Source organism: Jiulongibacter sediminis (genome assembly GCF_001306455.1).
Classification (GTDB): Bacteria; Bacteroidota; Bacteroidia; order Cytophagales; family Spirosomataceae; genus Jiulongibacter; species Jiulongibacter sediminis.
Window position 1 is genome coordinate 688,658 of the sequence record NZ_LGTQ01000006.1, and the last position, 26,571, is coordinate 715,228.

Genomic DNA, 26,571 nt, shown 5'->3' on the forward strand with positions numbered 1-26,571 from the left:
TTAAACAGGCAGTTAGCGTTCTCTTAGTTTATTCTTGCAAAAAATTTCCTCCAAAGAAAAGCTGCTGCTAGTTATTCTGACCTTGGTTAATTTCACTCACATCATGGACTTCATCATTCTGATGCCCCTGGGGCCGCAATTGATGAAGATCTTCCAAATTAATGCCCAGCAGTTTGGGAACCTGGTGGCCTCTTATGGACTTGCAGCAGGTATTTCTGGCTTTAGTCTGGCCTTTTTTGCGGACCGGTTTGACCGGAAGAAAGTGTTGTTATTTGCTTATATCGGTTTTGTGGCGGGTACCTTTGCCTGTGCTATTTCGCCAAATTTTGCCGTGCTGATGACGAGCAGAATTGTAACGGGTTTATTTGGTGGCATGATCGGCTCTCAGGTGCTTTCCATTGTGGCAGACTCGTTTAATTATGAAAGACGAGCCGTAGCGATGAGTTATATTATGATGGCTTTTTCATTTGCTTCAGTGGCAGGTGTGCCGGGTGGCCTTTATCTGGCCAGCAAGGCAGGCTGGCATGCTCCCTTCTTTTTTGTGGCTGGTTTAGGGCTCATTATTACTGTTCTGGTTATCTTCTTTGTACCCAATGTCGATGCTCATTTATTTGATGATTCGAAAAAGCAGAAAAGAAGAGAAGTTATTTTAAGCATCATCAAGACCCCGAATCAGCTTTGGGCTTTAGCACTCTCAACCATTATCATGCTCGGGCATTTCAGTATCATTCCGTATATCGCACCTACCCTCGTTTCTAATATTGGTTATAGCGAAGCCGATATTTACCTGATTTATTTGGTCGGGGGCATGTTAACGATCTTTTCCGCTCCCATTGTAGGGAGGATTGCGGACCGCAAGGGCAAGTATCCGGTTTTTGTGACGTTCGCTTTTTTGTCTATGATCCCTATTTTCCTGATTACTAATCTTATTCCGGTTCCTTTGTACGTTGTTTTAATGGTTTCCGGAATCTTTTTCATTTTTACCAATGGTCGGATAATTCCTACACAGGCCATGGTTTCATCCGTAGTTACACCTAAACAAAGAGGTGGCTTTATGGCCATTAATTCTTCTGTGCAATTATTGGCTCAGTCGGCTGCCTCCAGCATAGGCGGGGCCATTCTGATTCAAAGGGAAAACGGTTATCTGGACCATTTAATTGGGTAGGCTATTATGCTATTGCCATGCTTTTCATCAGTGTTTTTGTAGCTCGTAAAATTCAAAGTGTAGAGTAGATATTGGACTTTTTTTGAAACCGTTTTAGGTTTCAATTCACTACGTTTGCAGCAAAAAACTGATTCTATGAGTTCAATCGCCATAATAAAAAAATACTACGAGGCTTTCAATGCCAAAAACTGGGAAGTGATGCTTGGCCTGCTGGATGAAAATGTACGACACGATTCTAATCAGGGAAACTCAAATTACGGCCTTGATCATTTCCGTTCTTTTCTCAAACACATGGACGAATGCTACGATGAAGAGCTGAGGGATTTGACTTATTTGGCTAGCGAGGATGGTTCACGACTGGCAGCCGAGTTTACCGTACATGGCACATATAAAAATACAGATGGCGACTTGCCTGCCGCCAATGGTCAAACCTACGTTTTGCCTGCTGGTGCTTTTCTGGAACAAAAGGGAGGTAAAATTACCCGGGTAACCACCTATTATAATCTTGAAGATTGGCTGAAGCAAGTAGGAGCTTAATGATATTAAGTTTTAAGTCGTTCATAGGGGAGGAAATCAAAGAGGTTCTTGAACCTCTGGCCGAATTGAGAATTCAGGTTTTTCGTGATTACCCTTATCTCTATGATGGGTCAATTGACTACGAGCGGGAATATCTTAAAACTTATACAAATGCTCCTCAATCCTTTTTATTTGCGGTTTTTAATACTGATCAAATGGTAGGGGCTACAACATGCATTCCTCTCAAAGATGAAACAGCTGAAGTCCGGGAGCCCTTTTTAAAAGCCAGTACAGATCTTAATACTATTTGCTATTTCGGCGAAAGCATTTTGCTCAAAGAATACCGTGGACAAGGCTTGGGAAATCGTTTTTTTGAAGAAAGGGAGGCTCATGCGAGAAACTTAGGAGCTCAGTTCTCTGTCTTTTGTGCTATCAAACGACCGGAAACTCACCCACTTCGACCAGCCGATTATCAAGATTTAAAACCTTTTTGGAAAAAGAGAGGCTACTCAAAGTCAGAAACATTACAATCATTGTTCAGCTGGAAAGACATTGATGAGCCGGAGGAATCTCCCAAACTAATGGAGTACTGGACGAAAACGCTTTAAAAATTTCGTGGCAAGACTAACAGCGTAGAAAGAGAGTCGTGCCACGAGTAATCCTAAGAACCCGGAAACAGAGCCAATTGTGAATAAGTCAATAATCAACCTTCCCTCTCAAAGATTTAGTCTGTGATTTAATCTTCTTCATTTTCAGTCGCTTTTCAATGGAGCTTATGGTGGGTTTAGTGGATTTCCGGGCTTTGGGTACCTGAAAAGCTTCTCGGAGTAATTGTTTAAACTTCTTTATAACCAGTTCCTTATTCTTGACCTGCGACCGGGTTTCCTGAGCAGTAATCACCCATTCATCGTTTTGGTTGATCTGATTTGGGCATTTCTCGCGAAGCTTTGCTTTTTGTGAATCATTTAAAAGTGCTGAGTTTCCGATGTGGAACCGCAACTATACTTTGGTTTCCACCTTATTAACGTGCTGCCCACCTGCACCTCCACTTCTGGAGCTGCTGAATTCCCATTCTGAAGAAAAGTCTTGATTCAGCGGTTTCATAAGTCAAAGGTAGCTAAAGTACTCGTGGCACGACTAACCTAGACGAATTGGAGTCTTGCCACGAGTGTAATGATTTCTTCTAACAACCTTGCCCATAATAAGCATTCTTCCCATGCTTACGCTCAAAATGCTTCATTCGAAGAGTTTCTTTGAGTCTTAGTGTGTCTGGATTAATTGATAATGTCAACTGAGCCATTCGGGCGATTTCTTCTAAAACAGCGGCATTATACACGGATTTGGCCGCATTTTTCCCCCAGGTAAACGGTCCGTGATTTTGAAGTAATACCATCTCCACTTCTTTGTGAGAAAGGCCTTTTTCTTCAAAAACCTGGAAAATCTGGTTGCCGGTTTCATACTCATAATCGCCTTTGATCATCTCATCAGAAAGGGCTGGTGCACAGGGGATATCCTGATGAGTGTGATCGGCATGCGTAGTACCGAAAATCGGGATGTCCATCCCCGCCTGAGCCCAGGCTACGGCATAGGTGCTGTGGGTATGTGTAATTCCACCGATGTCATCCCAGGTTTTGTATAATAAAGCATGCGTTTTTGTGTCAGAAGATGGCCTCATTTTACCTTCAATCACTTTGGCATCGTAATCCATGATGACGATGTCTTCCCACTTTAATTCTGAATAAGGAACGCCACTGGGCTTAATGGCAAAAACTCCTTTTTCACGATCCACGGCACTGACGTTACCAAAGGTGAATATCACCAGATTGAGGTCTGGTAACTGTATATTGGCTTCGTAGCATTCTTGTTTTAGTGTATTATACATAGCAAAAAATTAAATAGGAACACGGATTACACAGATTTTCACGGAACACACTTAACTCTCTTAATGCCTTAATGTTTTAAAGAATCTCTGAGATTTAACATTAAGAGTTTAAGAGCATTTAGGATAAATGTCGCCGACTGCTGAAGGCCGAAAGCCGCCAGCTCCTAATAAATCACATCCCCCATCGCCAGCTCCTTCTTAAAGCTTCTGATTTTGGTATCGGCATCAACTACTACTACCTCCACATCAAACATATCCGCGAAATCTTCAATCTGCTCCGTTGACAGGTTTTGGCTGTAAACGGTATGGTGAGCTCCACCGGCTAGAATCCAGGCCTGACAGCCAACTTCCATGCTCGGTTTTGGTGTCCAAAGTGCTCTTGCTGTTGGCAATTTCGGGAATTCTTTGTCGACTTCATGGCCGGTAACTTCATTGACAATCAAACGGAAACGGCCGCCCATATCCACAAGAGAAACATTGAGGGCATCACCTTTATCGGCATTGAATACCAAACGAACCGGATCTTCTTTGCCACCAATTCCAAGTGGGTGTACTTCGCATTTGACCTTGCCACTGCTAATTGTCGGACAGATTTCCAACATATGCGAACCCAGGACCATCGGGTTTGAAGGGTCAAAATGGTAGGTATAATCTTCCATGAAAGAGTTTCCGCCTTCCAGACCGCTGGCCATCACTTTCATAACACGGGTCATGGCTGAGGTTTTCCAGTCGCCTTCGCCACCGTAGCCAAGCCCTGATGCCATCATTCTTTGTGAACCAATTCCAGGTAACTGACGCATACCGTGAAGATCTTCAAATGTGTTCGTGTATGCTCCAAAGCCTCCATCGGTCAGGAAGTGTTTCATTCCCAGCTCAATACGGGCCGCTTCAATTAGGGAAGAACGCATTGCACCCTCTTTTGTAAGCGATGGCATCATTTCATAGACCTCTTCGTATTCCTTGATCAGGTTTTCAATTTCTGCATCGGTTACCTGATTGATTACAGCCACCAGATCACCAACAGCAAAGGTGTTGACCGACATTCCGAATGTCATTTCTGCACCTACTTTGTCACCATCGGTTACGGCAACCTGACGCATATTATCACCGAAACGGGCCACTTTGAGATGCTGCATTTCGTTTTTACCCACGGCTACACGGCACCAGTCATTGATCTGTTTGATCACCCCCGGGTTTTGCCAGTGGCCTACCACTACTTTGCGTTTCTTACGCATTTTGGTCATGATATGCCCGAACTCCCGGTCGCCATGAGCAGACTGGTTCAGGTTCATGAAATCCATGTCAATGTCAGCATACGGTATATCCCGATTATACTGCGTATGTAGGTGAAGTAAAGGTTTGGTCAAAATACTTAACCCGCTGATCCACATTTTGGACGGTGAAAAGGTATGCATCCAGGTAATCACTCCGATACAGGCCGTACTGGCAGAGGCCTCACGACAAACAGCCGTGATTTCGTCCGGTGTCTTTACCGTCGGTTTAAAAACGATTTTCACCGGAGCGGTGGCGTTTAGTGATTTTGCAATCTCTTCAGAGTGCATAGCCACCTGGCGTAGGGTTTCTTCGCCATATAAATGCTGGCTTCCTGTCAAAAACCAGACTTCAAATTGTTTTAGGTCAATCATTTTTATTCTAAAATCTCTGTGATCTCTGTGCCCTCTTTGTGGTCTCTGTGTTTTAAAAAACAACAACCGCTGAGGTAATGCAAAGATTTTCGGAGGGTTAATTATTTGTATTCATTTTCAATAAAGCCACCAAATTTCTGATACTTGTCGTAAAGTTTAAGGTAAACTTTATGTTTTTCAGCGTTTGGCTGGTATTCTTTGTTAAAACCGGCTCCCATGGCTTTTTGAGCATCTTCCATTTTCTCAAATACACCCGAGGCAGTGGCAGCACACATAGCGGCTCCAAGTGCACAGGTTTGGTCAGATGCCGCTACTTTAATCGGCATGTTCAGAACGTCGGCGAGTGTTTGCATCACAAAAGATGATTTCTGAGCTACACCGCCAATGGCAATTACCTGTTTGATCGGCACCTGCTGCTCCAGAAAACGATCAACGATGGCCTTTGAACCAAAGGCCGTGGCCTCTACTAAAGCTTTGAAAATCATCGGGGCATCAGTTCCCAGATTCATTCCGGCGATAGCTCCTTTTAAGGTATGATTAGCATCAGGCGTGCGTCGACCGTTAAACCAGTCAATTGCTATCGGGTCGTTTTCGGTTAAAGGCAACTTGGCCGCCTCATCCGCCAAGTAGGGGATAAGAGCATCCTGCAATTTATCGGCTTGTTCAGGTCCGAGTATTTCCGCTACTGGTCCGGTAATTAGTCTGGCAAACCAGGCATAAACATCTCCATATGCGGATTGCCCCGCTTCCATACCGAGCATGCCGGGCAAAATAGAGCCATCTACCTGCCCGCAAATGCCCGGAATCAGTTTGCCCTCCATTTCGTTATTAGGTGATACCAGCATGTCACAAGTGGAGGTCCCCATCACACGCACAAAAGAATAAGGTTCTATTTCTGCACCGATACCGCCCATATGGGCGTCAAAAGCACCAACGCCGATGACCACGTTTTCATTGAGACCCAATTTTTGAGCCCACTCTTTTGAGAGGGTACCTATAGCCTCATCTGAAGTACAGGTTTCGGTGAACAAACGATCTCTTAAACCGGAGAGCACGGGGTCTAATTCGGTGAGAAAGTTCTCAGAAGGTAGGCCGTCAAAATCCTCATGCCACATGGCTTTATGTCCTGCCGCACAACGGCTGCGTTTCATTTTTAATGGGTCTGTTTCGCCGGTTAATTCTGCTGAAATCCAATCACAATGCTCAACCCATGAAAAAGCGGCTTTACGCACCTTTTCGTCAACACGCAGTGTTCTTAATATTTTAGCCCAAAACCACTCAGACGAGTAAATTCCTCCTTCATATTTCGTGAAATCGGTCTCCCATTTTCTGGCCAATGTGTTAATTTCTTCTGCTTCAGCATTACCGGTATGGTCTTTCCAGAGAATAAACATGGCATTTGGGTTCTCCTCAAAACCCTGCGTGAGAGCTAGCGGAGTACCACTTTTGTCAACCGCCACGGGTGTGGAGCCTGTAGTATCTACAGATATGCCTACCACTTTTTCTGCCACGCCGCTGCCAGCTTCTTTGAGAGCCTCTTTTACCGTTTTCTCCAGCGTCTCAAGATAGTCTTTTGGGTGCTGTCTGAACTGCGACTCACCCGGAAGGCAATAAAGTCCTTCTTTCCATCTGGGGTAGTAGGCTACCGCTGTACCTTGTATTTTTCCATCGGCTGCATCTACCACTACGGACCTCACAGAGTCTGATCCAAAATCAATACCGATGACATATTTAGAACTCATTTCAATAGAATTTTAGGGTATGTGTTCCTTTGACACAATATTACAAAGTCTTTACAGTTTCAAACGAACCACTTGAAAACTATTTGATGGCATTTGAAGATTTAGCTTTCCATTTTCAGCGATTACATTGCTCTCAGATGGTGTTATTTTGGAGGGCTCTTCAATGGTATTGAAAACGCCGGCATCATCTCCATGTAGGCTGGTCATGGTTCCTTCGACTGCCTTTGAAAGACCATTTAATGAAAGGCTAACCTCTCTTTTTGAGCCTAAAGTATTCACTACTTTTATGATTAGCTCATTACTGTTTTTGTCAATAGCCGCCGTAGCATAAAGGCCATCCTTTCCGGTTACGTTTTCACCTTCTCTTTTGATTGAGAGCGTATGCGTGCCCGGGTTAGTACCATACATTTTTTGTACATAATAATTTGCCGTGCCATATGCGGTGAGATTGTCAAACCAGATTAAATCAGGCGTCCACTGCCAACGGTTAACATGAGCAAAAAGCGGAGCGTAGGAGGTCATATATACTACATCTGCGTTTCTTTCCAGGCCGGTCATAAAGGCGGCTTCTGAGATGGCACACTCCAGTGTGTTTCTATTCTCTGGGCTGGCGGTTTGAACACTTTGGGCAGCGTATTCTCCGGCGAAAATCTTGAAACGTTCGCGGTCGTAATTATCGTAACGCGTGGCGTTTTCTTTGAACCAATCCGGGGTTCTGTAATAATGTTCATCCACAAGTTCAGGTTTTATGCGTTCCAGTTCTTTGATGGCCTTTTCAAACATTTCTCCGTCAGAGAAAGGTCCCGTACCACTTACGATGTTCATATCCGGGTATTTGGTGTAAATGGCCTTGGCAAAAGCCTCGTAGCGTTCAAAATACTCCTGACCCCATTGCTCATTACCTACTCCTATATATTTCAGGTTAAATGGCTCTGGGTGCCCCATGGAGGCTCTTATTTTTCCCCATTTGGTATTTACAGATCCATTGGCAAATTCAATCAGGTCGAGGGCGTCATCTATATAGGGATCAAGCTGATCCATAGGCACCGTTTCTGAGGTGTTAAACTGGCAGGCAAGCCCGCAAGATAAAATAGGCAGGGGCTCTGCTCCAAGGTCTTCAGACAGCTGGAAATACTCAAAAAAGCCTAGGCCAAACGACTGAAAATAATCTGGGGCGGGTCTGTGAGCAAACTCGGTATTCCATCTGTTGATAAGCGTCTCTCTTTGGTCTACGGGCCCTACTGTCTTTTTCCACTGATAACGCTGGTCAAGGGTACGCCCTTCTACTATACAGCCTCCTGGGAAACGGATAAAGCCAGGATTAAGATCTGCTAAAAGCTGAACCATATCTTTTCTCAGACCCTTCTTTCTGCCTTTCCAGGTGTCTTGCGGGAAAAGCGAGATTTGATCAATATCTATTTGACCTACACCTTCAAAAGTAACCTGGAGTTTAGCTGCTCCAAAAGTAGCGGTCGGTGTAATCACTACTTCGTAAGCTTTCCAGTCGTTTCCGTTTACGGCGGTACTGGCAGAGCCAATGATGTTTCCTGTGGTATCAATCAGCGTGGCCTTTACGGTAATGTTTTCTTTGTTTTGACGGGCAACAAAAGAGAAATCGTACTTCTCTCCATTTTTAATACCCATACCATCAAAGCCTTCATTTTCCAGACCGAATTCCGGAGTTTCGTCACCTTTATCAACTCGTACAAAACGGGGGTTTTGAGGGTTATTGGCATCTCTTACTATGGTCAGTTCATTGACCGTATTAAAGCGGGTTTCTGTTTCTGGCAGATGTTTCCAGCCCATCCATGGGGCGTCAAATTCAAAAGAGCGGTTTTTGACCAACTCAGCATACAAACCGCCATCGGCTGCAAAATTGATATCCTCAAAGAAGATCCCGTACATGGTAGGTTGAATCTCATGAATAGGGTTATTGATGTCAATGACCAGATCAGCCGCTTCTGTTTCTGAAGAAGAGGAATCGTCATTTGAACATGCCAGTATGCAAATGCTCAATAGGCACATCAACGGGTAGGTTATTGTTTTTTTAATCATAGTTAAAGGTTAAGAATACAAATATAAATTCACTTTTTAAGTAATCTGATATCGGTTATGGCCGGGCTGTGTTTGCCATCGACGGCCTTGATTTCTAGAATATATTGATTCAGTTTCCGAAGGTTTTTGGGCAAGAGAATACTCACTTCATGACGGTTTTCAGGTTCGTTTTGGTCAAAGGCGATTTGATCAAGTAGGTTACCATTCAACCAAACCTCCATGGCTCTGTTGGCAATGAGATCGTTCATGACCAGCAAGAGTCTTTTTACTTTCTGCCCGGCTTTCAATTGATAGCTTATACTGCCCCAGGTGCTACGGTAATAGCTGTCTGCACCCAAGCCGCGGTAGCTGCCTCCGTCTTTGAAAAAGTGATCAGACTCAGGCTGTTGTTCACCCAGAGTAATGCGGTCGACGGTAATTTTTTCAAGAGCAAGTTGTTTCTCTTCTACGGCTTTTTGTTCAGCCTGTTGCTTTTCAAAATCATCAGGGTTACTCAATTGAAAATAGACCTGGTATCTTTTCTCATGAATGGCCAGGTAGGGTTTCAAAGTCAAGGGCTTTCCTGTACTGAGACCTGTCAGTTCATAAGTCAGTTTTGACTGATTTTGAGGTTTTAAATGAGAAGTATAGTCGCCCGTGGCATCCAAAACCGCCGGAGCTTCATACACCGGAATCAATTTGCCTTTGGCCACATGGCCCATGCGGCTGCCGTCTCCGAAAAAGTTATCGCCTTCCTGAGCCTCATACTCTGCGGCAAGAACAATAGGCCCGGCTTTAAAGGCTCCCCAGTTTGAGTCATCAGGAAGTTTTTCGAGGCTGATATTCAAAGGCAAAGCATATCGTATGACATCCCCGTTTTTCCAGGTTCTGTTGATTTTGAAGTATTGACCCACGGTCAATTCAGGATTGATTTTTTCCTCATTGACAAAGATCTCGGTTGCCTCTAACCACTCCGGTTTTCTTAGAAACAAAGAGAAGGCTTTTGGACTGTCAAGGGTCAATTCAAACTGCGTTTGCTGTTCATACGGGAAACAGGTTTTTTGGGTCAAAACTAACCCATTTTCAGTATCAAGTTTCGAAGCAATAAAGAGGTGAACGTAGAGGTTATCGCCATTGTGGGCGTAAACCATTTCACCATATTTCCCATGATTTTCAATGCCCGAGCCTACGCAGCACCAGAAATCTTCCTGAACGCTGGAATACACCCGGTAATGATTGGGCCGCATGGGGTTAAAATACACAAAACCTCCCTTTTCAGGATGGATGGAGGAGAGGATGTTATTGTACAAAGCCCGTTCGTAATAGTCGATATATTTAGCCTGAGGCTCATTGAAATACAAGGCTTTACTAAGACGGAGCATATTATAGGTGTTGCAGTTTTCAGGCCCTTGTTCAGAGCTGATCATGGTGCTGAAGTCATCTTTTGGATGAAAATGCTCACGAACGCTATTGCCACCAATAGCCACTGATCGCTCATTGACCACCTTATTCCAGAAATTCTGAGCGGCTGTGAGGTAATCAGCGTTTTTATCGGTATCTCCAATTTTGGCGAAGCCCACCACTTTAGGAATCTGAGTATTGGCATGCATCCCGGTTAAAGGATCCTCTCCCTTAGCCAATGGTTTTAGCAGGGTTTGATGTGAAAAACGATAGGCCAGCTCCAGGAATTTTTGCTCACCGGTCAAAGAATAGGCGTCCAAAAAGACTTCATTCAAACCACCGTGTTCTGAGCGAAGCATGTTTTGAATTTGCTCGTCAGTTAGATTTTTTGTGATCTCAAAAAACCAGTTGCAAAGGTCGATAAACATCGTTTTTCCCAATTCTGATTCTCCGATTTCGTAGGCATCTTTAAGCCCGGCAAAGATTTTATGTTGATTATAGAGTGGTACCCAACCATCATTCAGTCCGAAACTGGTGGCCCGAATATCTCCATTGCTGACTTCCCCAAAGACCTTTTTGCCGTTCACCACTCCGGTAAGCATTCCGTTCCCGGCGGCTTCCTGGCATTTTTTAAGTTCTTTTAAAACGTAGTCAAATCGCTTTGAAATCTCTTTGTCGCCCGTTGCAGCTTTCATCATGGCCAGGGCTGAAACGTAATGGCCACCCACATGACCATCCAAACCGGTATTTTCCCAGTTACCGTAATTCTCCGCTTTGGGTGTTAGGCCAGCGTTTTTGTAGAATGGAGCTAAAAGACGATCAGCATCTAGTTTCAGGAGATATTCCTTGTTTCGCTGTTCTGCATTTTTGAAAGGACCTTCGAGAATTTCAACCTGGCCTAACCTGAAAGGTAGGAGCTGGGCTGCTGAAGGTAAAGTAGAGATCAGAGAAATCAGAATATATCCAACGTTGAATGCAATTTTCATTGACCAAATGTTAATTGAGTAGGGTTTGCAAAATAAAACAGGAGTGTTCTTAATCTCAATTAAACATTGCCATTTGGCAATTTTTAAAGGATTTTATTTGACTTTGCTTTAATTGTGTCAAAAATACACTATTTTAGATAATAGATTACAACAACCATTTTTTAACTATGAAACTTAACAAAATTAGTTTGATTATCCTGTCTGGCCTTTTGATGCTCAACAGTCATTTTCTTTTGGCTCAGGATGGCACCATTTATCCACTAGAGGCACCTGATGAACCCGATGCCATACTTCTGGGAACAGGTGGTGTAGAAGATCAGCCCGCTTCTGAATCCTGGTTTCGCCAGTGGGGTGACCCTATGGCCAGAAATATCACTACGGCTACATTGACTCCCTTTTTACCTGAGGCAGGCAAGGCAAACGGAGCAGCTGTTATCGTAGCACCGGGTGGAGGATACAGATGGCTGTCTCTAGGTAACGAAGGCTGGGAAGTCGCTGAAGCTCTAGCTAAGCAGGGAATTGCTGCGTTTGTTTTAAAATATCGCCTTCACCCCACTCCTGAATCTCTGAATGACTTTACTGCATGGATGAATCGACCGAGAACGGCTCCTCCGGCTCCTGCCACTGATGAGAAAAAGGAAGAAGCTCCAGTAAGACCTGCCATGCAGTTAGATTTATCAAATCAACTTGAAGATGCCGAGGCCGCATATGCGATGATTATTGACAGAGCTGAGGAATGGGGAGTTGATACGGATAGAATTGGCATGATCGGTTTTTCTGCCGGAGCAGGCCTGACCATGCATTCGACGTTACATTCTAAAAAGATGAAACTAGCTTTTATTGGACCAATCTATGGTGGAATGGGCCCTGTGGAGGTACCAAAGTATGCACCGCCAATGTTTAATGTTATTGCTTCAGATGATTTTCTTTTCAGGGGCCAGTTTGGTGTGATTGACTCTTGGTATAAGGCTGGTATTCCTGTAGAGTTTCATTTGTATCAAAACGGTGGACATGGTTTTGGACTTGGAAACCCGGGCCGTACCAGTAACCGCTGGTTTGATGCCTTCACACACTGGCTCGATGTCAACAACTTTTTAAAAGCAAAGTAGATTTTTAATTCGCATTTCGTCTAAAATTAAGCAAAGAGCTATAGCTTCACTTTTGAGGTTATAGCTCTTTCATTTTCGGCAATACAACATGACTGATTTCAAATCTTTTTTCAATGGTCTGAACCCGGTAAGCGACGACAGCTGGGAGAAGTTAATCAGCCTTTTCAAACCTAGGAGACTCAGTAAAAACGAGTACTTTATCAAAGCCGGTGAGCAAGCTAAAGAAATCGGGTTTCTGGAAAGTGGAATCATCAGAGCTTTCTATCGAAATAACGAGGGAGTTGAGTATAACAAACACTTTTTTATCAATCCATGCTTTGTGGGCGGATATGCTTCGCTGGTTACCCAGAAAGTCAATGAAATTAATCAGGAGGCCTTAAGTGATTGTAACCTCTTGGTGGCCAGCTATAATGAGATTACAGGCCTTTATCAGACCTGTCCTGATATTGAAAGAGCCGCCCGTGTGCTTTCAGAGCGGTTTTTTGTGCAGAAAGAACAACGCGAAATAGAGCTGGTTTTACTTGACGCTGAAAAGCGTTACGAGATTTTCAGAAGAGATTTCCCCCAACTGGAACAGGAAATTCCGCAATATCACATCGCCTCTTATTTGGGAATCACACCTACTCAGTTAAGCCGCATCAGAAGAAAAATGGCTGGTCTTTGATTTCTTTACCTATGTAAATGCATAGCTGCCTGATAGATAGAACCTTTGTTTTCAATTAAACAAATTCAAAACATCTGAGCAGCATGAAAGCAGATTACTTTAACGATCAGCTGGAGAGTAAGACAATTCTTATTGCCCCAAATCAGGGCCAACGTTTCCAATTAGGGGACAACTCCTTTACATTTAAAATAACCAGTGAACTATCTAATGATCAGCTAGGCATTTATGAAATAGTTTTGGCACCAATGTCTATAGGGGCCAAATTGCATTATCACAGGTATATGGACGAAACATTCGTCGTAATTAATGGCGTACTTACGTTTGAGACTTTAGACAATTCTTGTCAGATAGAAGCCGGTTCTATCGCCTTTGCACCAAGGTTTTCACCACATGGCTTTAGAAACGACACCCTTGAAGAAGTCAGGCTCCTGCTGATTTTCAACCCTTCATCAAAGAGAGAAGGTTTTTTTAAAGGTTTGCACGAAACGCTTAGCGAAACACCTATCAACCCTGAAAAATACCTGAAGCTCTACAACAAGTATGACAGCTTCCCGATAGACCCTGAAAACATGATTCCGGCCAGAGAGTAATTATTTTTTGAGAGGTAATCTGAATACCGGGATCGGTACTTCTTAACCTATGTAAATGCACAAGCGTTTCTCACTTATCAATTTTGCAACATCATAGAACATAAAATGAAGAATCTTATTTTAATCCTGTTTACCGCATTGTCTTTTACGGTTAATGCTCAAAAAAAACAGAAACATATGGATCAGAAACCTTATACCATTTTAGTATTAATGAATGCTGCTCCTCAGTGGCTAACACTGAGTAGAGAAGAACGTAGTACGTTCGTAGAGAAAGAATTGACTCCCATTCTCACAAGAGTGAGCAAGACCGTTCAGGTGAATTTTTATGATTCAGAATATTTTCATGCTGCGGTATCTGATTTTATGATTATTGAAACCGCCGTGCTGGATGATTACAAACTCCTGATTGAGATGTTGAGAGATACGCCGGTGTATGGCGTTCCCTATTTTGAAATTAAGGACATCATTGTTGGGAAAGAAAATCTATTTGAAGATTTCAACGAGAAATTAAAGCCATGATTTTAAGTGGAAACACCATTATGATCACCGGCGGCTCCTCAGGTATTGGCCTTGCCATGGCGAAGAAGTTTGCTGCTTTGCAAAACAAGGTCATTATTACCGGTCGAAACAAGTCAAAACTGGACGCTATTCAGAAAGACTTTCCTGAATTCATTTGTCTTCAAGCGGACTTGGCCAATAAGAATGCAATGGACGAGTTGGTTCTGGAAATTGAGCAAAAATATCCTGAAACCAATGTTCTGATCAATAATGCGGCGGTTCAGTACAATTACAGTTTTTTAGAAGAGCAGGATTTAACCTACAAAATTGACTATGAAATTGCCACAAACCTGATAGGGCCTATACGACTCACAGCGTTGCTGTTGCCCACGCTTTTGAAAAATGAGAGCTCTGCTATTGTCAATGTGAGCAGTGGTCTTTTTATCGCCCCCAAAATGTCGGCATCAGTGTATTGTGCTACGAAATCGGCTATTCATAGCCATACGAAAACACTTCGGTATCAGCTGGAGAGGTCCTCAATAAAGGTTTTTGAAATAATTCCTGCGTTGGTAGAAACACCAATGACCGAGGGCAGAGGAAAGTCAAAAATTTCACCAGAGCAGCTGGTTGATGAATTTATGAAGGACTTCCAAAGAGATAAGCCGGAGAGCTATATAGGTAAAACAAAGCTTTTGAAAGCAATAGGCAGGCTGGCACCGAAGCTTGCTGATAGAATTATGAAAAACGGACTTTAAATATTTATTCGAATGAAACCTCTGATAGTTTTATTATCGTCATTTATTCTTTTAGTGGCTTTTTTCAGGCTTACCAGAAAGGAATACGAATATGCCAAATCGGCCAGAATAGCGATGGCTTTTATGCTATTTTTTACGGCGATTGCCCATTTTATTTTTACTGATGGCATGGCCATGATGATACCCCACTTCTTGCCCTTTAAGAAAGGTTTGGTTTACCTGACTGGTTTTCTTGAAATACTCGGTGGAGCGGGGCTTCTTGTTCCACGTTTCAAAGAACTTGTCGGAAGAGCATTAGTCGTATTTTTTATTCTGATACTACCAGCGAATACTTTTGCCGCAGTTCACCATATTGATTATCAAAACGGGTCAGATGATGGGCCCGGAATGGCCTACCTGTGGTTTAGGGTTCCATTACAGCTTTTGTTTATTGCCTGGGTTTACTATTCCACGTTATCGGGAAAAATTAAGGGTAAATAAGGGTCTCAAAATAAAATCACAATTCAAAAAGAAAGGCAGAGCTTTTATTCTGAAGCCCTGCCTTTGGCTAAAGTAGTATCTGACTCCCCTTACTTAAAAAGTAGCGGAGCAAATTTATACAAATCTTCTCTCCAAACCGGCCATGTATGACCGCCCGGGCTGCTGTAATAAGAGTAGTTTATACCGATCTCATCAAATTTCTTCAACATAACCTGGCAATTATCATGAGCAATATCTTCTTTGCCGCCCATAGCTATCCAGAACTGCTTGAGATCTTTATTGATTTTATCTTTATTCTCTACTAGAAAAGCATATTCGGGGTCAGACAACTCCGAATTATTGGCCCACCAGCCTGAGCTGAAAACACCGAGATATTGAAATAAATCGGTATTTCTGGGTCCTGCATGAAGCGTCTGCAAACCACCCATTGAAAGGCCTGCCAGTGCTCTGGCTGAGGCTTCTTCTTTGACCCTGAAATTGTCTTCTACAAAAGGAATTACGTTTTCCTTAAGCTCGTTTTCAAACAAGTTCAAAGCATTGGTATTAAAGCCGCTAATGCCGTTTCTGCCGCCATACATATTGCCATCCATCATTACCACCAGCATGGGCTCGGCAGCACCTTCTGCTATCAGGTTATCCAGAATTAAATCAGTTTTACCCTGAGTAGCCCAGCCTCTTTCATCTTCTCCACCTCCATGAAGGATATAAAGGACGGGATAAGTATCATCGGCATTTTGATCATATCCTGGGGGGGTATAAACGTACATGTTTCTCCAGCCCTGATTCGCCTTTGAGAAGTATCTTTTCAATCGAATATCGCCATGCAGAACAGCCTTTAAGGCATAGAAATCATCGCCTTTAAAAGGAATGTCAATTCCACTGGCCATTCTGCCCATGCCGAAGAACGTCTCTGAAGAAGGGTCAGCCACCGAAAGACCATCAATAACTAAAGAATAGTAGTGAAACCCAGAGCCAATCGGCTCCGTAGTAACTGACCAGAAACCCTCATCATCTTTCACCATATCGTACTTTTTGCCAAGATCTACCTGCATTTTATGTACTTCAGGAGCTTTTATCTTAAAAATGACACGGTTATCGGGCAAAATCTGAGGATACTGAGCCCTGCGTACGTTGGTAGAAGCAGGCAGCCCCAAAACACTGTATTGGTCAAATTTTGATTGGTCAACAGGTTTGAAAAGTAATTGCGAAAACATGAAAAGGTCATTTTTCCAAACTTCAAAATCATGTCCACCGGGCTCAACATAGAAGATGTGGGGTACATCATGATCACGGGCATACTCATGCGTACGGCTGCTGAATCCCATCAGTCCGTCTTTATCGCCACACGAGATCCAGAGTAATTTGAGCATCTCAGCCGCTTTTTCCGGATTCGGGAATAGCTCCTCTGGTGCTTTAGTGTTAGGAGCAGATGAAAAACCACCAACCCAGGCAAAGGTATTAAGATTACCCAGCCCGAAATTCAATGACTGTCCGCCACCCATGGAAAGGCCGGCTAGTGCCCGATGCTCTCTATCTGTGTAGACATTAAATTTTTTCTCAATGAACGGGATAAGATCATTTAACAGGTCTTTCTCAAAAGTTGCAAAAGCTTCTACCTTGTCCCGGGCAAAGATATTTCCCGTGGCCCGGTCATCGGCCATTGCTCTGCCGTTTGGCAGTACGACAATCATAGGTTCAAGTTTACCCTGAGCATAGAGATTATCTAAAATAACATTCGGTGCTCCGTTTTTAAACCATTCTTTCTCATCTCCACCAATGCCATGCAGGAGATAAAGGACCGGATATTTTTGCTTCTTTGAGTAACCCGGCGGCAGGTAAACGAGGGTTTTCCGTTTATTGCCTACCGTTTTTGATGGATACATTAACGTGTCAATAGTACCCGTGATAATGCCACTTTGAAGTTCATCAAAGCCCTCAGGAGCTTGTTTTATGATATTCTCCTGAGCCTTAGAGAAGCCAATGGAAGTGAAGAGTACAAAAAGTACCTTTAGTATTTTATTCATGTTTTTAATGGAATACTTCAGGCTATAAGGCCCGAGTGATTAAACCTCTGAAGAGGAAAGTGTTTTTTTTAAATAATGCGATTCTCTAAAGTTTTACGTGCTGGCTGTGGCCGGCTCCCTCGGTGTTTTTCTGAAGTTACTTGGGCATTCCCCCATCACTTTTTTGAACGTATTTGAAAAATGCTGAGAGGAGTAAAAGCCGGTATCCAGTGCTATACCGGTGATGGGCTCGTCGGTCTCTTTCAGCAATTGAACAGCACGGTTTATGCGTAAATAAATGAGATAATCGAAAGGGGAGTAACCGAGTTGAGATTTCATGCGTTGAGACAATTGTGTTACTCCCATGTTGGTAAAACTTGCCATTTCTTTTACACTCCAATGATGCGAAAGACTTGCCTTCAACTCTTCAGTTAGCTTGTCAAGCCCCGGGTCTTTGAGCCCCGAAACAGTCTTTTTATCAATCATGCAGTACCTCCTGTACGTGCTGACGATCAACTCATTTATCAATGCCCTTATTCTGACCCGGTAACCCAGTTCTCGGCTTTTAAACTCCTCCTCTAGTTTCTTGAAATTGAGTTTAACTTCTTCACTATTTTGAAGTATAAAAAGTCCTGAAGCTCTAAATTTTGAAAGTATGTAAGAGATTTCCTTTCGTTCTGTAAATTCTGACTCTTCAAACTTTTCCTCTGATGGGTTGACAAAATAATAGTCAGGGTTTAAAGCTATTTTGTAAAACCCTCCTTTCTCCACAGGCTTGAAGTTCTTTTCCATTACCACACCCGGGCAGGCGAGAATGAGATCTTCAGGTGTGATGCGGTATGTTTTATCATTAAAATTCCAATCAAACTGTCCAGACTCAATACTCATCAGGCAGTAATTCTGCAAGACTAGTTTGGAACTCAGGAAAGAACTTTCTGAAGGCCCTACTTCAACCCGTTTAAACAAGGCAATTTCCTTGGGTAAAGTCTCCTCACTTTCTTCAAAAAACTGATAACTAAAGGCTTTCATACGGATGAAATTTTTAGATTAAACATTCAATAGAGTTCATGGGATTACTTAAACAGCAAAGGAGCCATTTGATACAATGATCTCCTCCAGGTCAAAAACTCATGGGCTGTATCAGGAGATACATAGGCTATAGCTTTAATTCCTGCTTCATTCAAGGCATCTACCGCGGCTTTTACTTCTACTGGCCGCTCTTTACTACCGGTGGAAATAAAGATTGACTTTACATCAGATTTAGTCTTAATGTCCTCTGGTTTATAAACTCCGCCACTCAACAGACCCCAATAATCAAAGACATCCGGGCGGTTCATGGTAACCATTCGGGTTTCAAAACCACCCATTGAAAGGCCGGCCATGGCTCTGTTTGCACTGTTCGCTTTGGTTCTGAAATGAGAATCTACGTAAGGGATTAGTTCATCAATAAGTACGGTCTGAAATGGCTCTATTTTGAACTCGTGCAAATGACCCCATTTGAGCTCATTGGTCATACCATAAGTCATTACAATAATAAATGGGTCAATTTTTCCTTCAGCAATGAGATTATCCATGATCAAATTTGCGTGACCCTGATTGCTCCAGGCCGTTTCATCTTCTCCCCAGCCATGCTGTAGATATAAAACAGGATATTGTTTATCGCCTTTTTCATATCCTGGTGGGGTATAAACAAATGCTCTGCGTGAGGTATTAGTACTAGGTGAAGGGAACAAAATCTGTTGAACAAAACCGTGAGGTACGTTTTTCAAGGCATAGAAATCAGCATCATGGGCAGGAATTTCAATACCACTTTCCCAGCGAATTGACCCGTAATAATTTTTAGCCCCCGGATCGTTGAATTTGCCACCGTCAATGTTCACATTATAGTAATGAAAGCCCTCATCCATGGGTCCTTCAGTGGTGCCCATCCAGTAACCGTCTTCGGTTTTCTCTAGTTTTGTGCCGCCTCGGCCGCCCAGACCCAGGCTTACTCTAACACTATCTGCTGCCGGAGCAAAAATCTTAAAACGGGCATATCCCTGCGAATTTACCTGCGGGTACTCTTGACCCGGCTGGTTTTTAGTGGAAGGTTTAAAATCATCTTTGATTTGAGCCTGTAATGAGAAGCCTATTGTCAAAAAGCTCAAAAGAATTAGAAGCGTTATTTTTTTCATTGTTTTCAATATTTAGAGTTGATCTATTTCTTTAAAAAATTTGTGATTCTAAACCAATCAAAGTCTGCATAGCCCCCTGTTTGCTCAGTAGCATAATTGAAAAGCCCGAATCGATAGCCCATAAAATGTGGTAAGGTATAAGGCATTTTCATTGGAGCACCTATGGCTGTCCACTCTTTGCCATCGAGACTGAAATAGAACTGAGCCTCGTCTTTTCGGTCTTTGAAATCACAGGCGGCTTTGAGATAAAACTTCTTTTTGGTCAATGGAATACGGGCTTCTTCTCTACCGGCAGCCGCACTTTCCATCACAATATATTTTTGACCATTATCGATTTTTACACCAACCAACCCATAGTTTTTTTGCAACAGGCAAAGCCCTGCAAAATCACCCTCTTTCATTCCACTCACCTCCAGTTTGGTGCTTCCGGTAGATTCCGGCCCTATGGTACGTTGTGTCAAGGTATTTTTGGCCATCACAAAACTGGTGTCCACTCTACCGGTGGTCAATCTCAGAAAGCCTTTTCTGTCACGAACAGACCATAATGAGTTGTCAGGATTATGATTCCACTGCCAGACGAGGGGCAGGTCACGATCCCCTTTTTTTCGTTTGAATTCATCTGAATTGACCAATTCTGGAATCAGACTTCCGTTGACTGTCAAATCCAGTTCATCTGGCACTTTTCCATCAATGCCTAATACTGGCCAGCCGTCTTCCCAAATAACCGGAGTGAGGTAAGGAATGCGGCCTACTCCACCATTATCTCTGAATAAATAGGCAAACCAGCGACCATCCGGGGTGTCAATTAATCCACCCTGGGCAATGCCGCGGTCTTGTAAAGCTACCCGGCCCTCCCATGGACCAGTAATCTTATCAGCCCGGTGTATGAGAACGGTTCGCATGCCATCTCGTGGCCAGGTGATATTGAAAAGGTAGTATTTACCTTTGACCTTGAACAATTGAGAACCTTCAGCTCCCAGCATAATATTATCACCAGCCGGTGCACTTGCATTTTCAACCAAAACCTTTTCTTCCACCCCGGGCATTGGTCCACTTAGATCGGGTTTGAGTTCTAGAATCTTTAATTGACCGGCACCGTAAATCATGTACACTTTGCCGTCATCATCAAAGAAAATGCTGTGATCGTGATAGGCTGGCATAAATGTCTTTTCTTCCCAGGGTCCCTTGATGTCTTTTGCCGTGAAAATATGTGTCATGCCAGAAGTCGCCGCAAAAGTGCTCACCATAAACTCACCCTTATGGTATCTGATACAGCTGGCCCAGGAGCCGCGGCCATACGTGCTTTGGCCGTTTTCCAAATTCATGGCATCATTATCCACCAGGGTATCGTAACAATAACTTTCCAGCTTCCAGTTGGTTAAATCTTTAGAACTCATGACCGGCACACCCGGACTCATGTGCATGGTGGTGCTGCTCATATAATACGTGTCTCCAACACGTATCATAGACATATCAGGAACATCTGCATAAATGAGCGGATTATGGGCTTTTTGCTGGGCAAAAACGCCTGAGCCCAGCAGAATTAGAAATACTATTTTTGAAATTCTTTTCATCAAAGACCTTTCTGATTTATCTGTAAACCGGGTCATCCCCTTTGTATTTCAGGTACTTAAAGGTGGCTTTGTTTGCACTGCTTTCACCTGATGATGTGCCGTATAAACCATACAAGCAGCCAATGAAGCCACCAGCAGTTTTGGTCGAAAGAAAACGGGCATCCAAGTGATCTTTGAGCAATTTGAAATCACTTCCCTTTTCAGCAAAGGAGAAATTGTAGTAGTCACCAAATGATTCAATTCTAAGTTTCAACTTGCCCGACTTCAATAAGGGGGCAGAGGTAAGCAGCTCCATCTCTTTTTTACCAGGCACGCTTTGGTAAAGTTCAATTACCGGCTGACCGACTTTTACTGATTTGCTCAGGAAATAGAAATGATCTTCGTTTTGTAAAATGGTTAGCCCGGCCTTTTCATGTTCAGCATCCGGGGTGAAATCAATCTCTGTTTCGGCCATGCTATACAGGTGCTGCTGACGCTTCCCCACAAAAGAGGGATTCCCTAAGTCCATAACCGTTTCTGGTTTGAGATTGATGGTCAATCCTTTGCCGGAGATGGTGTATGAGCTCTTGTCAATCGTTCTCATGAATAGCAATTCTGGAGAAAGACCTTTTTTGAGTTTTAGGGTGTACTCAAAATTGCCATTCTGCGGAAGAGCATTCTTTAGCTTGACTTCCTTATAATCAGCTTCATAGAAGTATTTCAGTTCGTTCTCACCATGCTCGGCCATTGGCCAGCCATCTTCTGTCCATGTAACCGGGGCAATAAACGTTTCTCTGCCGGTATTATAATAGTCGCCCTCATAAGGTCTTACCGCCAGGTAAATCATATAATCTTTACCATCGGGTCCAACAAGAAATTGTGCATGCCCGGCAGATGTAATTGGGTTTTTACGATCAGCAGGCAGTTCTCTCTGGGTTAAAATTGGGTTTCCTTCATATGGAACATACGGCCCCCAAACGTTCTTACTTCTCAGAATAACTTCGGAGTGATTGACTGACGTTCCACCCTCAGCAGCATAAAGAAAATACCATCCATTACGTTTCATGATGTGCGGGCCTTCTATCCAAACCGGCTTTTTACTCAAATCCACACCGCCGTTTACCAGTTGCCTTTCTTCTCCAGTTACTTTGAGATTTTTGTAATCAAACTCGTACATCCGGATGGTACGGTGACCAGAATAAAGCGGTTTATTATCAGGGGCATCACTGTTGTAGATGATGTAAGCCTTGTCTGTTTCTTCATCAAAATAAATAGACGGGTCAATGCCACGCACCTGTGGAATTTTCACCGGATTACTCCAGGGCCCAGCCGGATTTGTGGCAGTAGAAACAAAATTTCCGTCATTGTCAATATCGGTACAAGTCACATAAAATACACCTTTGTAGTAACTGATACCAGGTGCGAAAAGACCTCTGGTCAGACGTTCACCCATAAAATCCATTTGAGATGGACGGTCAATCACACTTCCGATCTGCTCCCAGTTTTTTAAATCACGACTGTGAAGAATGGGCAAGCCGGGGAAATAAGAAAAAGTGGAATTGACCAGATAATAATCAGGCCCTACCTGAACGATGCTGGGATCAGGATAAAAACCCTTCATGATGGGGTTTACAAGTGTGATCGATTGTGCATTGACCAGAAGTGTCAATGAGCAAAAGAAAACCAAAAATGCTGATTTCAATTTCATATAACGGTTTGAAGATTTATTCTTTTGTGAAAGTGTAAGTCTTACCTGCCTCGGTCGACAAGTCGTATAAATAGGTGGTTTTTAAATTCAAAGGTGTAATTGAAGCTGCTTCTGAAATTACAGGTTCTGCGGTTTCTTCAATCTGATAAAACGGATTAGGGTTGACTCCTTCGGCTAAAACCAAACGGCCTTCACTCACTAAACTGACGTGTTCTGGTGTTCTCAAACGCAGATTTCCTCCAAGGTTTGACTTGATACTCAAAGCAGTAACTTTCCCGTCTTCCCATTCCAGATTGACAATCTCAAAATCTCCCCGGGCTTTCAGTCCAGATACTTTTCCCTCAGCAGAAAGTGCTTGAGGTAAGGCCGGTAAAATATGAATGGCTCCATCCGCACTTTGCATCAGCATTTCGGTAATGCCCGAGGTACAGCCAAAATTGCCATCAATCTGAAATGGTGGGTGAGCGTCAAAAAGGTTTTTGTATGAGCCGCCACCTTCTCTTTTTCCACTTACTGGCGAAAGTTGATTTTTGATCAGTTCATAAGCGTGATCGCCATCCTGCATTCTGGCCCACCAGTTGACTTTCCACCCCATACTCCAGCCAGTGGAAACATCGCCACGATGAAGCAAGGTGTTTTTTGCCGCCGCAAATAATTCAGGCGTGCGATAGGCTGAAATCTGATTTGACGGAAAGAGACCATATAAATGCGAGATATGTCTGTGATGATCTTCGGGACTATCCACATCATCAAGCCACTCCTGCAGCTGATTGTATTTTCCTACATGCATGGGTGGCAGTTTGTTGCGAAGCGATTTTAGTTTTTCCGCTAAGTCTTCATCTTTATCCAAAACCTCAGCTGCCTGAATCACTGAACTAAAAACATCAAAAACAATCTGGTTATCCATGGTAGAACCCGCAGTGATTGACGAGCCCTGATGTGCCTCAGGAGCATTTTCAGGCGAGCTACCCGGAGCAACGACAAGCCATTTGTATTCTGGATGTTCTATCAAAAAGTCCGTATAAAAAAGAGCGGCTCCACGCATGGCTGGGTACACTTTTTCCAGAAATTCTTTATCCCCCGTGTACAAATAATGCTCCCACAAATGCTGAATCAGCCAGCCGCCACCGCTGTTCCACATGCCCCAGAAGGCGGCATCTATAGCCCCGGTCACCCGCCAGATGTCGGTATTGTGATGGGCAACCCAGCCTGTAGCACCATACATCACTTTGGCGGTCTCTTGACCAGTTTCGGCCAGTTCTGTCACCATTTTCAAGAACGGCTCATGCAGTTCAGATAGGTTTGTTCGCTCCGCCGGCCAGTAATTCATTTCGGCGTTGATATTAATAGTATATTTACTATCCCAGGGTGGCATCATTTTATTATTCCAGATACCCTGAAGATTGGCCGGCTGACCACCCGGCTGTGAGGAAGAAATGAGCAGGTATCTCCCATACTGATAGTAAAGTGTCACAAAGGAAGGGTCAGACATATTCCTGAAATTCTGTAAACGTTCATCTGTTGGTTTTGTTGACGCCCCTGTATCTCCCAAATCTAATTTGACACGATCAAAGAACTTCCTGTATGCTGTTATGTGTGGATTTAATAGCTGGGAATATCCTTTGGCAAAGGCCAAATCCATAAAGTATCTGGCTCTTTGAGATTCATCGCCAGCCAGATCTTGATAGTTGTTGAAGTTAGTGGCTATAGAAACATAAATGATAGCGGAATTGGCATTAGAAACGGTTAAAGTGCTATCTGAAATACTGAGCCTACCACCTTCATTTTTAACACGGGTCAAAGTCTCAAACTCCACCTTTCCCTCTACACCTTCATGGTCACTGGTCACTCCCCAAAGCGAAAGTTCTCCCGAAGCGTTGGTGCTTATTTTCTGCTTTTTATGAGGAGAATTGAGAGAACTGGTAAAGGAAATTTGACCCGGTCGGTCGGCGGTCAGTCGAATAACCAAAACCCGATCAGGGAAAGAAGTGAAGGCCTCGCGGGTGAATTTGACTCCATTGACAGTGTAAGTGGTTCTAGCCACGGCATTGTCAATATCCAGTTCGCGGTAATAATCAGTATACGATTCATGTCCTGGAAAATCTAAGACTAGGTTCCCAACCGGCTGAAACATTTGTCCATGAGATTTTTTCGTAATCAGTTTTTCATTGGCCAATTGCTCAGCCGCTTTAAATTGACCCTCAAAAATCAATTTTCTAATTTCAGGCAAAGCCTCAAGAGCATCGGGGTTATCGTTTCTATTCGGGCTGCCACTCCATACCGTGTGCTCATTAAGTTGAAACGTTTCTTTCTCAACATTCCCGAAAACCATAGCTCCTTGCCTGCCATTTGCTATCGGTAAAGCACTCTCCCACACATCACCGGCAGGTTCATCATACCAGAGTTTGAGATTTTCCTGAGAATAGCAAATAAACCCTACCCCTAAAAGGAAGAGTGAGAGCAGTATTTTTTTCATTTTCAATAGGTTAGCTTGTTTCGGGCCTGCCGAAATCAACTTGTTCATTTTGGATGAAACCTCAAGAATGGGTTTTATCCTTAGCTAATATCCATAAAAAATTTAAATGTGTCAAAAAGACACAAATTAAAATGGTAAAAAAAATCTCTACAGGTTATTTCTGTCGATCAAATAGTAATAATCAACATATCATTGTTTTTTGTAGGGATATCATCAGTTTAAAGTGGCAAACCGAGAGTAGGAGTGACCGGATCAATGGTCAGGCGATTACGGCTCTGGCCAAATGGCTGTGTATTTTACCAGGCTTACACAAATCCTTTTGGCGTAAAGTAATGGAAGTCGTTAAACTGATTATTGTATTTCTCTTTATCCAGTTTATAGAGAATTGCTTTTTTTGTACTACCACCTTCGTTTTTCTCGCCTGTGTCAATTAATAATTGAGTAGAAAGAATTTTGCGGCTAAAATTCCGGCGGTCCAGCTGTTTGTCGTAAATGGCTTCATAGAGTTTTTGTAGTTGGGGAATAGTGAATTTATCAGGCAATAACTCAAAACCCAAAGGGTGCAGAGCCGCTTTATATCGTAAATGTGCCAATGCTTTATCAACCATTTCGCTATGGTCAAAAATTAGGTCCGGTACGTTATCGAGGTTAAACCAAAAACCATTTTTAGAGAGAGCAAGCTCCTTATCGTGATCATGGATATTGATCAGGGCAAAATAAGAAATGGAAAGGGTACGAGCCAGTGGGTCACGCTCCACTCCTCCATAGGTTTGCATCTGCTCCATGTACACATTTTCAAGGCCGGTAAGCTCATTCAGAATGCGGTGAGAGCCATCTTCAAGATTTTCATGTTCTCTAACAAAACCACCCATGAGCGACCATTTTCCCTTCTCGGGTTCAAAGTTCCTTTTAATGAGAAGTAACTTCAAATTTTCACCATCAAATCCAAAAATGATACAGTCGATGGCTACAAAAAGCTTGGCTTCGCCATTGTAAGTTGTTTTCTCGAGATTCACTGATTCACTAACTTCCATTAATTCAGAGGATTTGCAAAAAGGGTTCAGGCTTAAAATTACCGTTTTATATTGATTTTATGGTGATTAGTTCACCTTTCGGAGGAAATAAGTCGACCTGAATCAGCTGAAGTTTCCCTTTTGGAAGCCTTCATTTTTATTTAATACTCTTGGTT

At 43.1% G+C, this 26,571-nt stretch carries 22 protein-coding genes; 9 read left to right on the plus strand and 13 right to left on the minus strand.

Features of this window, described 5'->3' with window-relative positions; genetic code table 11:
* Positions 1-103 precede the first annotated feature (103 nt).
* From AFM12_RS08930 to AFM12_RS08940, 3 genes are all read left to right on the plus strand, one after another.
* Positions 104-1,165 carry an MFS transporter gene (locus AFM12_RS08930; protein ID WP_229308478.1) on the plus strand — a complete coding sequence of 354 codons (1,062 nt, stop codon included), beginning with the start codon at positions 104-106 and terminating at the stop codon, positions 1,163-1,165.
* Positions 1,166-1,300: 135 nt separating this feature from the next.
* Positions 1,301-1,702 (plus strand): ketosteroid isomerase-related protein, encoded by a 402-nt coding sequence (locus AFM12_RS08935; protein ID WP_055147878.1) that lies wholly within the window; start codon positions 1,301-1,303, stop codon positions 1,700-1,702.
* On the plus strand, positions 1,702-2,289 hold the full coding sequence (locus AFM12_RS08940; RefSeq protein ID WP_055146855.1) for a GNAT family N-acetyltransferase: 588 nt from the start codon (positions 1,702-1,704) through the stop codon (positions 2,287-2,289). The genes AFM12_RS08935 and AFM12_RS08940 overlap by 1 nt, the downstream gene beginning before the upstream one ends.
* Positions 2,290-2,377: 88 nt before the next feature.
* Here AFM12_RS08940 and AFM12_RS08945 read toward each other — a convergent pair whose 3' ends face one another.
* The 6 genes from AFM12_RS08945 to AFM12_RS08970 form a co-directional block, all read right to left on the minus strand.
* Positions 2,378-2,680 carry an aminoacyl-tRNA hydrolase gene (locus AFM12_RS08945; RefSeq protein ID WP_229308479.1) on the minus strand — a complete coding sequence of 101 codons (303 nt, stop codon included), beginning with the start codon at positions 2,678-2,680 and terminating at the stop codon, positions 2,378-2,380.
* 184 nt (positions 2,681-2,864) lie between these two features.
* Positions 2,865-3,563 (minus strand): L-ribulose-5-phosphate 4-epimerase, encoded by a 699-nt coding sequence (locus AFM12_RS08950; protein WP_055146858.1) that lies wholly within the window; start codon positions 3,561-3,563, stop codon positions 2,865-2,867.
* 164 nt (positions 3,564-3,727) lie between these two features.
* On the minus strand, positions 3,728-5,209 hold the full coding sequence (araA, locus tag AFM12_RS08955; protein ID WP_055147881.1) for an L-arabinose isomerase: 1,482 nt from the start codon (positions 5,207-5,209) through the stop codon (positions 3,728-3,730).
* 101 nt (positions 5,210-5,310) lie between these two features.
* Positions 5,311-6,951: a ribulokinase gene (locus tag AFM12_RS08960; protein WP_055146860.1), complete on the minus strand. Its 1,641-nt coding sequence runs from the start codon at positions 6,949-6,951 to the stop codon at positions 5,311-5,313.
* Positions 6,952-7,002: 51 nt separating this feature from the next.
* Complete coding sequence (locus AFM12_RS08965; protein ID WP_055146863.1) at positions 7,003-9,006, minus strand: alpha-L-arabinofuranosidase family protein; 2,004 nt, start codon at positions 9,004-9,006, stop codon at positions 7,003-7,005.
* 29 nt (positions 9,007-9,035) lie between these two features.
* Positions 9,036-11,372 carry a glycoside hydrolase family 127 protein gene (locus AFM12_RS08970; protein ID WP_055146866.1) on the minus strand — a complete coding sequence of 779 codons (2,337 nt, stop codon included), beginning with the start codon at positions 11,370-11,372 and terminating at the stop codon, positions 9,036-9,038.
* Positions 11,373-11,584: 212 nt separating this feature from the next.
* Here AFM12_RS08970 and AFM12_RS08975 point away from each other — a divergent pair, with 212 nt between their 5' ends.
* The 6 genes from AFM12_RS08975 to AFM12_RS09000 all read left to right on the plus strand — a co-directional run bounded on the left by AFM12_RS08975 (position 11,585) and on the right by AFM12_RS09000 (position 15,468).
* Positions 11,585-12,481 carry an alpha/beta hydrolase gene (locus AFM12_RS08975; RefSeq protein WP_082391281.1) on the plus strand — a complete coding sequence of 299 codons (897 nt, stop codon included), beginning with the start codon at positions 11,585-11,587 and terminating at the stop codon, positions 12,479-12,481.
* An 88-nt stretch (positions 12,482-12,569) separates the two neighbouring features.
* Positions 12,570-13,145, plus strand: coding sequence for a Crp/Fnr family transcriptional regulator (locus AFM12_RS08980; protein WP_055146872.1), 576 nt, complete (start codon positions 12,570-12,572; stop codon positions 13,143-13,145).
* Positions 13,146-13,228: 83 nt separating this feature from the next.
* The gene (locus AFM12_RS08985; RefSeq protein ID WP_055146874.1) at positions 13,229-13,735 is read left to right on the plus strand and encodes a cupin domain-containing protein; all 507 of its coding nucleotides are present in this window, start codon (positions 13,229-13,231) and stop codon (positions 13,733-13,735) included.
* Positions 13,736-13,840: 105 nt separating this feature from the next.
* On the plus strand, positions 13,841-14,254 hold the full coding sequence (locus AFM12_RS08990; protein WP_055146877.1) for a darcynin family protein: 414 nt from the start codon (positions 13,841-13,843) through the stop codon (positions 14,252-14,254).
* Positions 14,251-14,988 carry an SDR family oxidoreductase gene (locus AFM12_RS08995; RefSeq protein WP_055146880.1) on the plus strand — a complete coding sequence of 246 codons (738 nt, stop codon included), beginning with the start codon at positions 14,251-14,253 and terminating at the stop codon, positions 14,986-14,988. The genes AFM12_RS08990 and AFM12_RS08995 overlap by 4 nt, the downstream gene beginning before the upstream one ends.
* A gap of 12 nt (positions 14,989-15,000) precedes the next feature.
* Complete coding sequence (locus tag AFM12_RS09000) at positions 15,001-15,468, plus strand: DoxX family protein (protein ID WP_055146883.1); 468 nt, start codon at positions 15,001-15,003, stop codon at positions 15,466-15,468.
* Between the two features lie 89 nt (positions 15,469-15,557).
* Here AFM12_RS09000 and AFM12_RS09005 read toward each other — a convergent pair whose 3' ends face one another.
* The 7 genes from AFM12_RS09005 to AFM12_RS09035 all read right to left on the minus strand — a co-directional run bounded on the left by AFM12_RS09005 (position 15,558) and on the right by AFM12_RS09035 (position 26,416).
* Positions 15,558-17,492, minus strand: coding sequence for an alpha/beta hydrolase-fold protein (locus tag AFM12_RS09005; protein ID WP_055146886.1), 1,935 nt, complete (start codon positions 17,490-17,492; stop codon positions 15,558-15,560).
* 93 nt (positions 17,493-17,585) lie between these two features.
* Positions 17,586-18,500 (minus strand): helix-turn-helix domain-containing protein, encoded by a 915-nt coding sequence (locus tag AFM12_RS09010; protein WP_055146889.1) that lies wholly within the window; start codon positions 18,498-18,500, stop codon positions 17,586-17,588.
* A gap of 44 nt (positions 18,501-18,544) precedes the next feature.
* Entirely contained in the window at positions 18,545-19,645 is a 1,101-nt protein-coding gene (locus AFM12_RS09015) for an alpha/beta hydrolase-fold protein (RefSeq protein WP_055146892.1), read from the minus strand.
* 23 nt (positions 19,646-19,668) lie between these two features.
* Positions 19,669-21,219 (minus strand): glycoside hydrolase family 43 protein, encoded by a 1,551-nt coding sequence (locus AFM12_RS09020; RefSeq protein ID WP_055147884.1) that lies wholly within the window; start codon positions 21,217-21,219, stop codon positions 19,669-19,671.
* A 16-nt stretch (positions 21,220-21,235) separates the two neighbouring features.
* Complete coding sequence (locus AFM12_RS09025) at positions 21,236-22,906, minus strand: glycoside hydrolase family 43 protein (protein ID WP_055146895.1); 1,671 nt, start codon at positions 22,904-22,906, stop codon at positions 21,236-21,238.
* 16 nt (positions 22,907-22,922) lie between these two features.
* Positions 22,923-25,382: a glycosyl hydrolase family 95 catalytic domain-containing protein gene (locus AFM12_RS09030; protein ID WP_055147887.1), complete on the minus strand. Its 2,460-nt coding sequence runs from the start codon at positions 25,380-25,382 to the stop codon at positions 22,923-22,925.
* 305 nt (positions 25,383-25,687) lie between these two features.
* Entirely contained in the window at positions 25,688-26,416 is a 729-nt protein-coding gene (locus tag AFM12_RS09035; RefSeq protein ID WP_055146897.1) for an NUDIX hydrolase, read from the minus strand.
* Positions 26,417-26,571: the final 155 nt, after the last annotated feature.

Coding starts and splice junctions, on each gene's coding strand:
- AFM12_RS09035 (WP_055146897.1), bottom strand. CDS start 26,416: ATGGAAGTTAGTGAATCAGTGAATCTCGAGAAAACAACTTACAATGGC.
- araA (WP_055147881.1), bottom strand. CDS start 5,209: ATGATTGACCTAAAACAATTTGAAGTCTGGTTTTTGACAGGAAGCCAG.
- AFM12_RS08995 (WP_055146880.1), top strand. CDS start 14,251: ATGATTTTAAGTGGAAACACCATTATGATCACCGGCGGCTCCTCAGGT.
- AFM12_RS09010 (WP_055146889.1), bottom strand. CDS start 18,500: ATGAAAGCCTTTAGTTATCAGTTTTTTGAAGAAAGTGAGGAGACTTTA.
- AFM12_RS08985 (WP_055146874.1), top strand. CDS start 13,229: ATGAAAGCAGATTACTTTAACGATCAGCTGGAGAGTAAGACAATTCTT.
- AFM12_RS08980 (WP_055146872.1), top strand. CDS start 12,570: ATGACTGATTTCAAATCTTTTTTCAATGGTCTGAACCCGGTAAGCGAC.
- AFM12_RS08950 (WP_055146858.1), bottom strand. CDS start 3,563: ATGTATAATACACTAAAACAAGAATGCTACGAAGCCAATATACAGTTA.
- AFM12_RS08990 (WP_055146877.1), top strand. CDS start 13,841: ATGAAGAATCTTATTTTAATCCTGTTTACCGCATTGTCTTTTACGGTT.
- AFM12_RS09000 (WP_055146883.1), top strand. CDS start 15,001: ATGAAACCTCTGATAGTTTTATTATCGTCATTTATTCTTTTAGTGGCT.
- AFM12_RS08935 (WP_055147878.1), top strand. CDS start 1,301: ATGAGTTCAATCGCCATAATAAAAAAATACTACGAGGCTTTCAATGCC.
- AFM12_RS09005 (WP_055146886.1), bottom strand. CDS start 17,492: ATGAATAAAATACTAAAGGTACTTTTTGTACTCTTCACTTCCATTGGC.
- AFM12_RS08975 (WP_082391281.1), top strand. CDS start 11,585: ATGCTCAACAGTCATTTTCTTTTGGCTCAGGATGGCACCATTTATCCA.
- AFM12_RS09015 (WP_055146892.1), bottom strand. CDS start 19,645: ATGAAAAAAATAACGCTTCTAATTCTTTTGAGCTTTTTGACAATAGGC.
- AFM12_RS09025 (WP_055146895.1), bottom strand. CDS start 22,906: ATGAAATTGAAATCAGCATTTTTGGTTTTCTTTTGCTCATTGACACTT.
- AFM12_RS08940 (WP_055146855.1), top strand. CDS start 1,702: ATGATATTAAGTTTTAAGTCGTTCATAGGGGAGGAAATCAAAGAGGTT.
- AFM12_RS08930 (WP_229308478.1), top strand. CDS start 104: ATGGACTTCATCATTCTGATGCCCCTGGGGCCGCAATTGATGAAGATC.
- AFM12_RS08970 (WP_055146866.1), bottom strand. CDS start 11,372: ATGAAAATTGCATTCAACGTTGGATATATTCTGATTTCTCTGATCTCT.
- AFM12_RS08965 (WP_055146863.1), bottom strand. CDS start 9,006: ATGATTAAAAAAACAATAACCTACCCGTTGATGTGCCTATTGAGCATT.
- AFM12_RS09030 (WP_055147887.1), bottom strand. CDS start 25,382: ATGAAAAAAATACTGCTCTCACTCTTCCTTTTAGGGGTAGGGTTTATT.
- AFM12_RS08960 (WP_055146860.1), bottom strand. CDS start 6,951: ATGAGTTCTAAATATGTCATCGGTATTGATTTTGGATCAGACTCTGTG.
- AFM12_RS09020 (WP_055147884.1), bottom strand. CDS start 21,219: ATGAAAAGAATTTCAAAAATAGTATTTCTAATTCTGCTGGGCTCAGGC.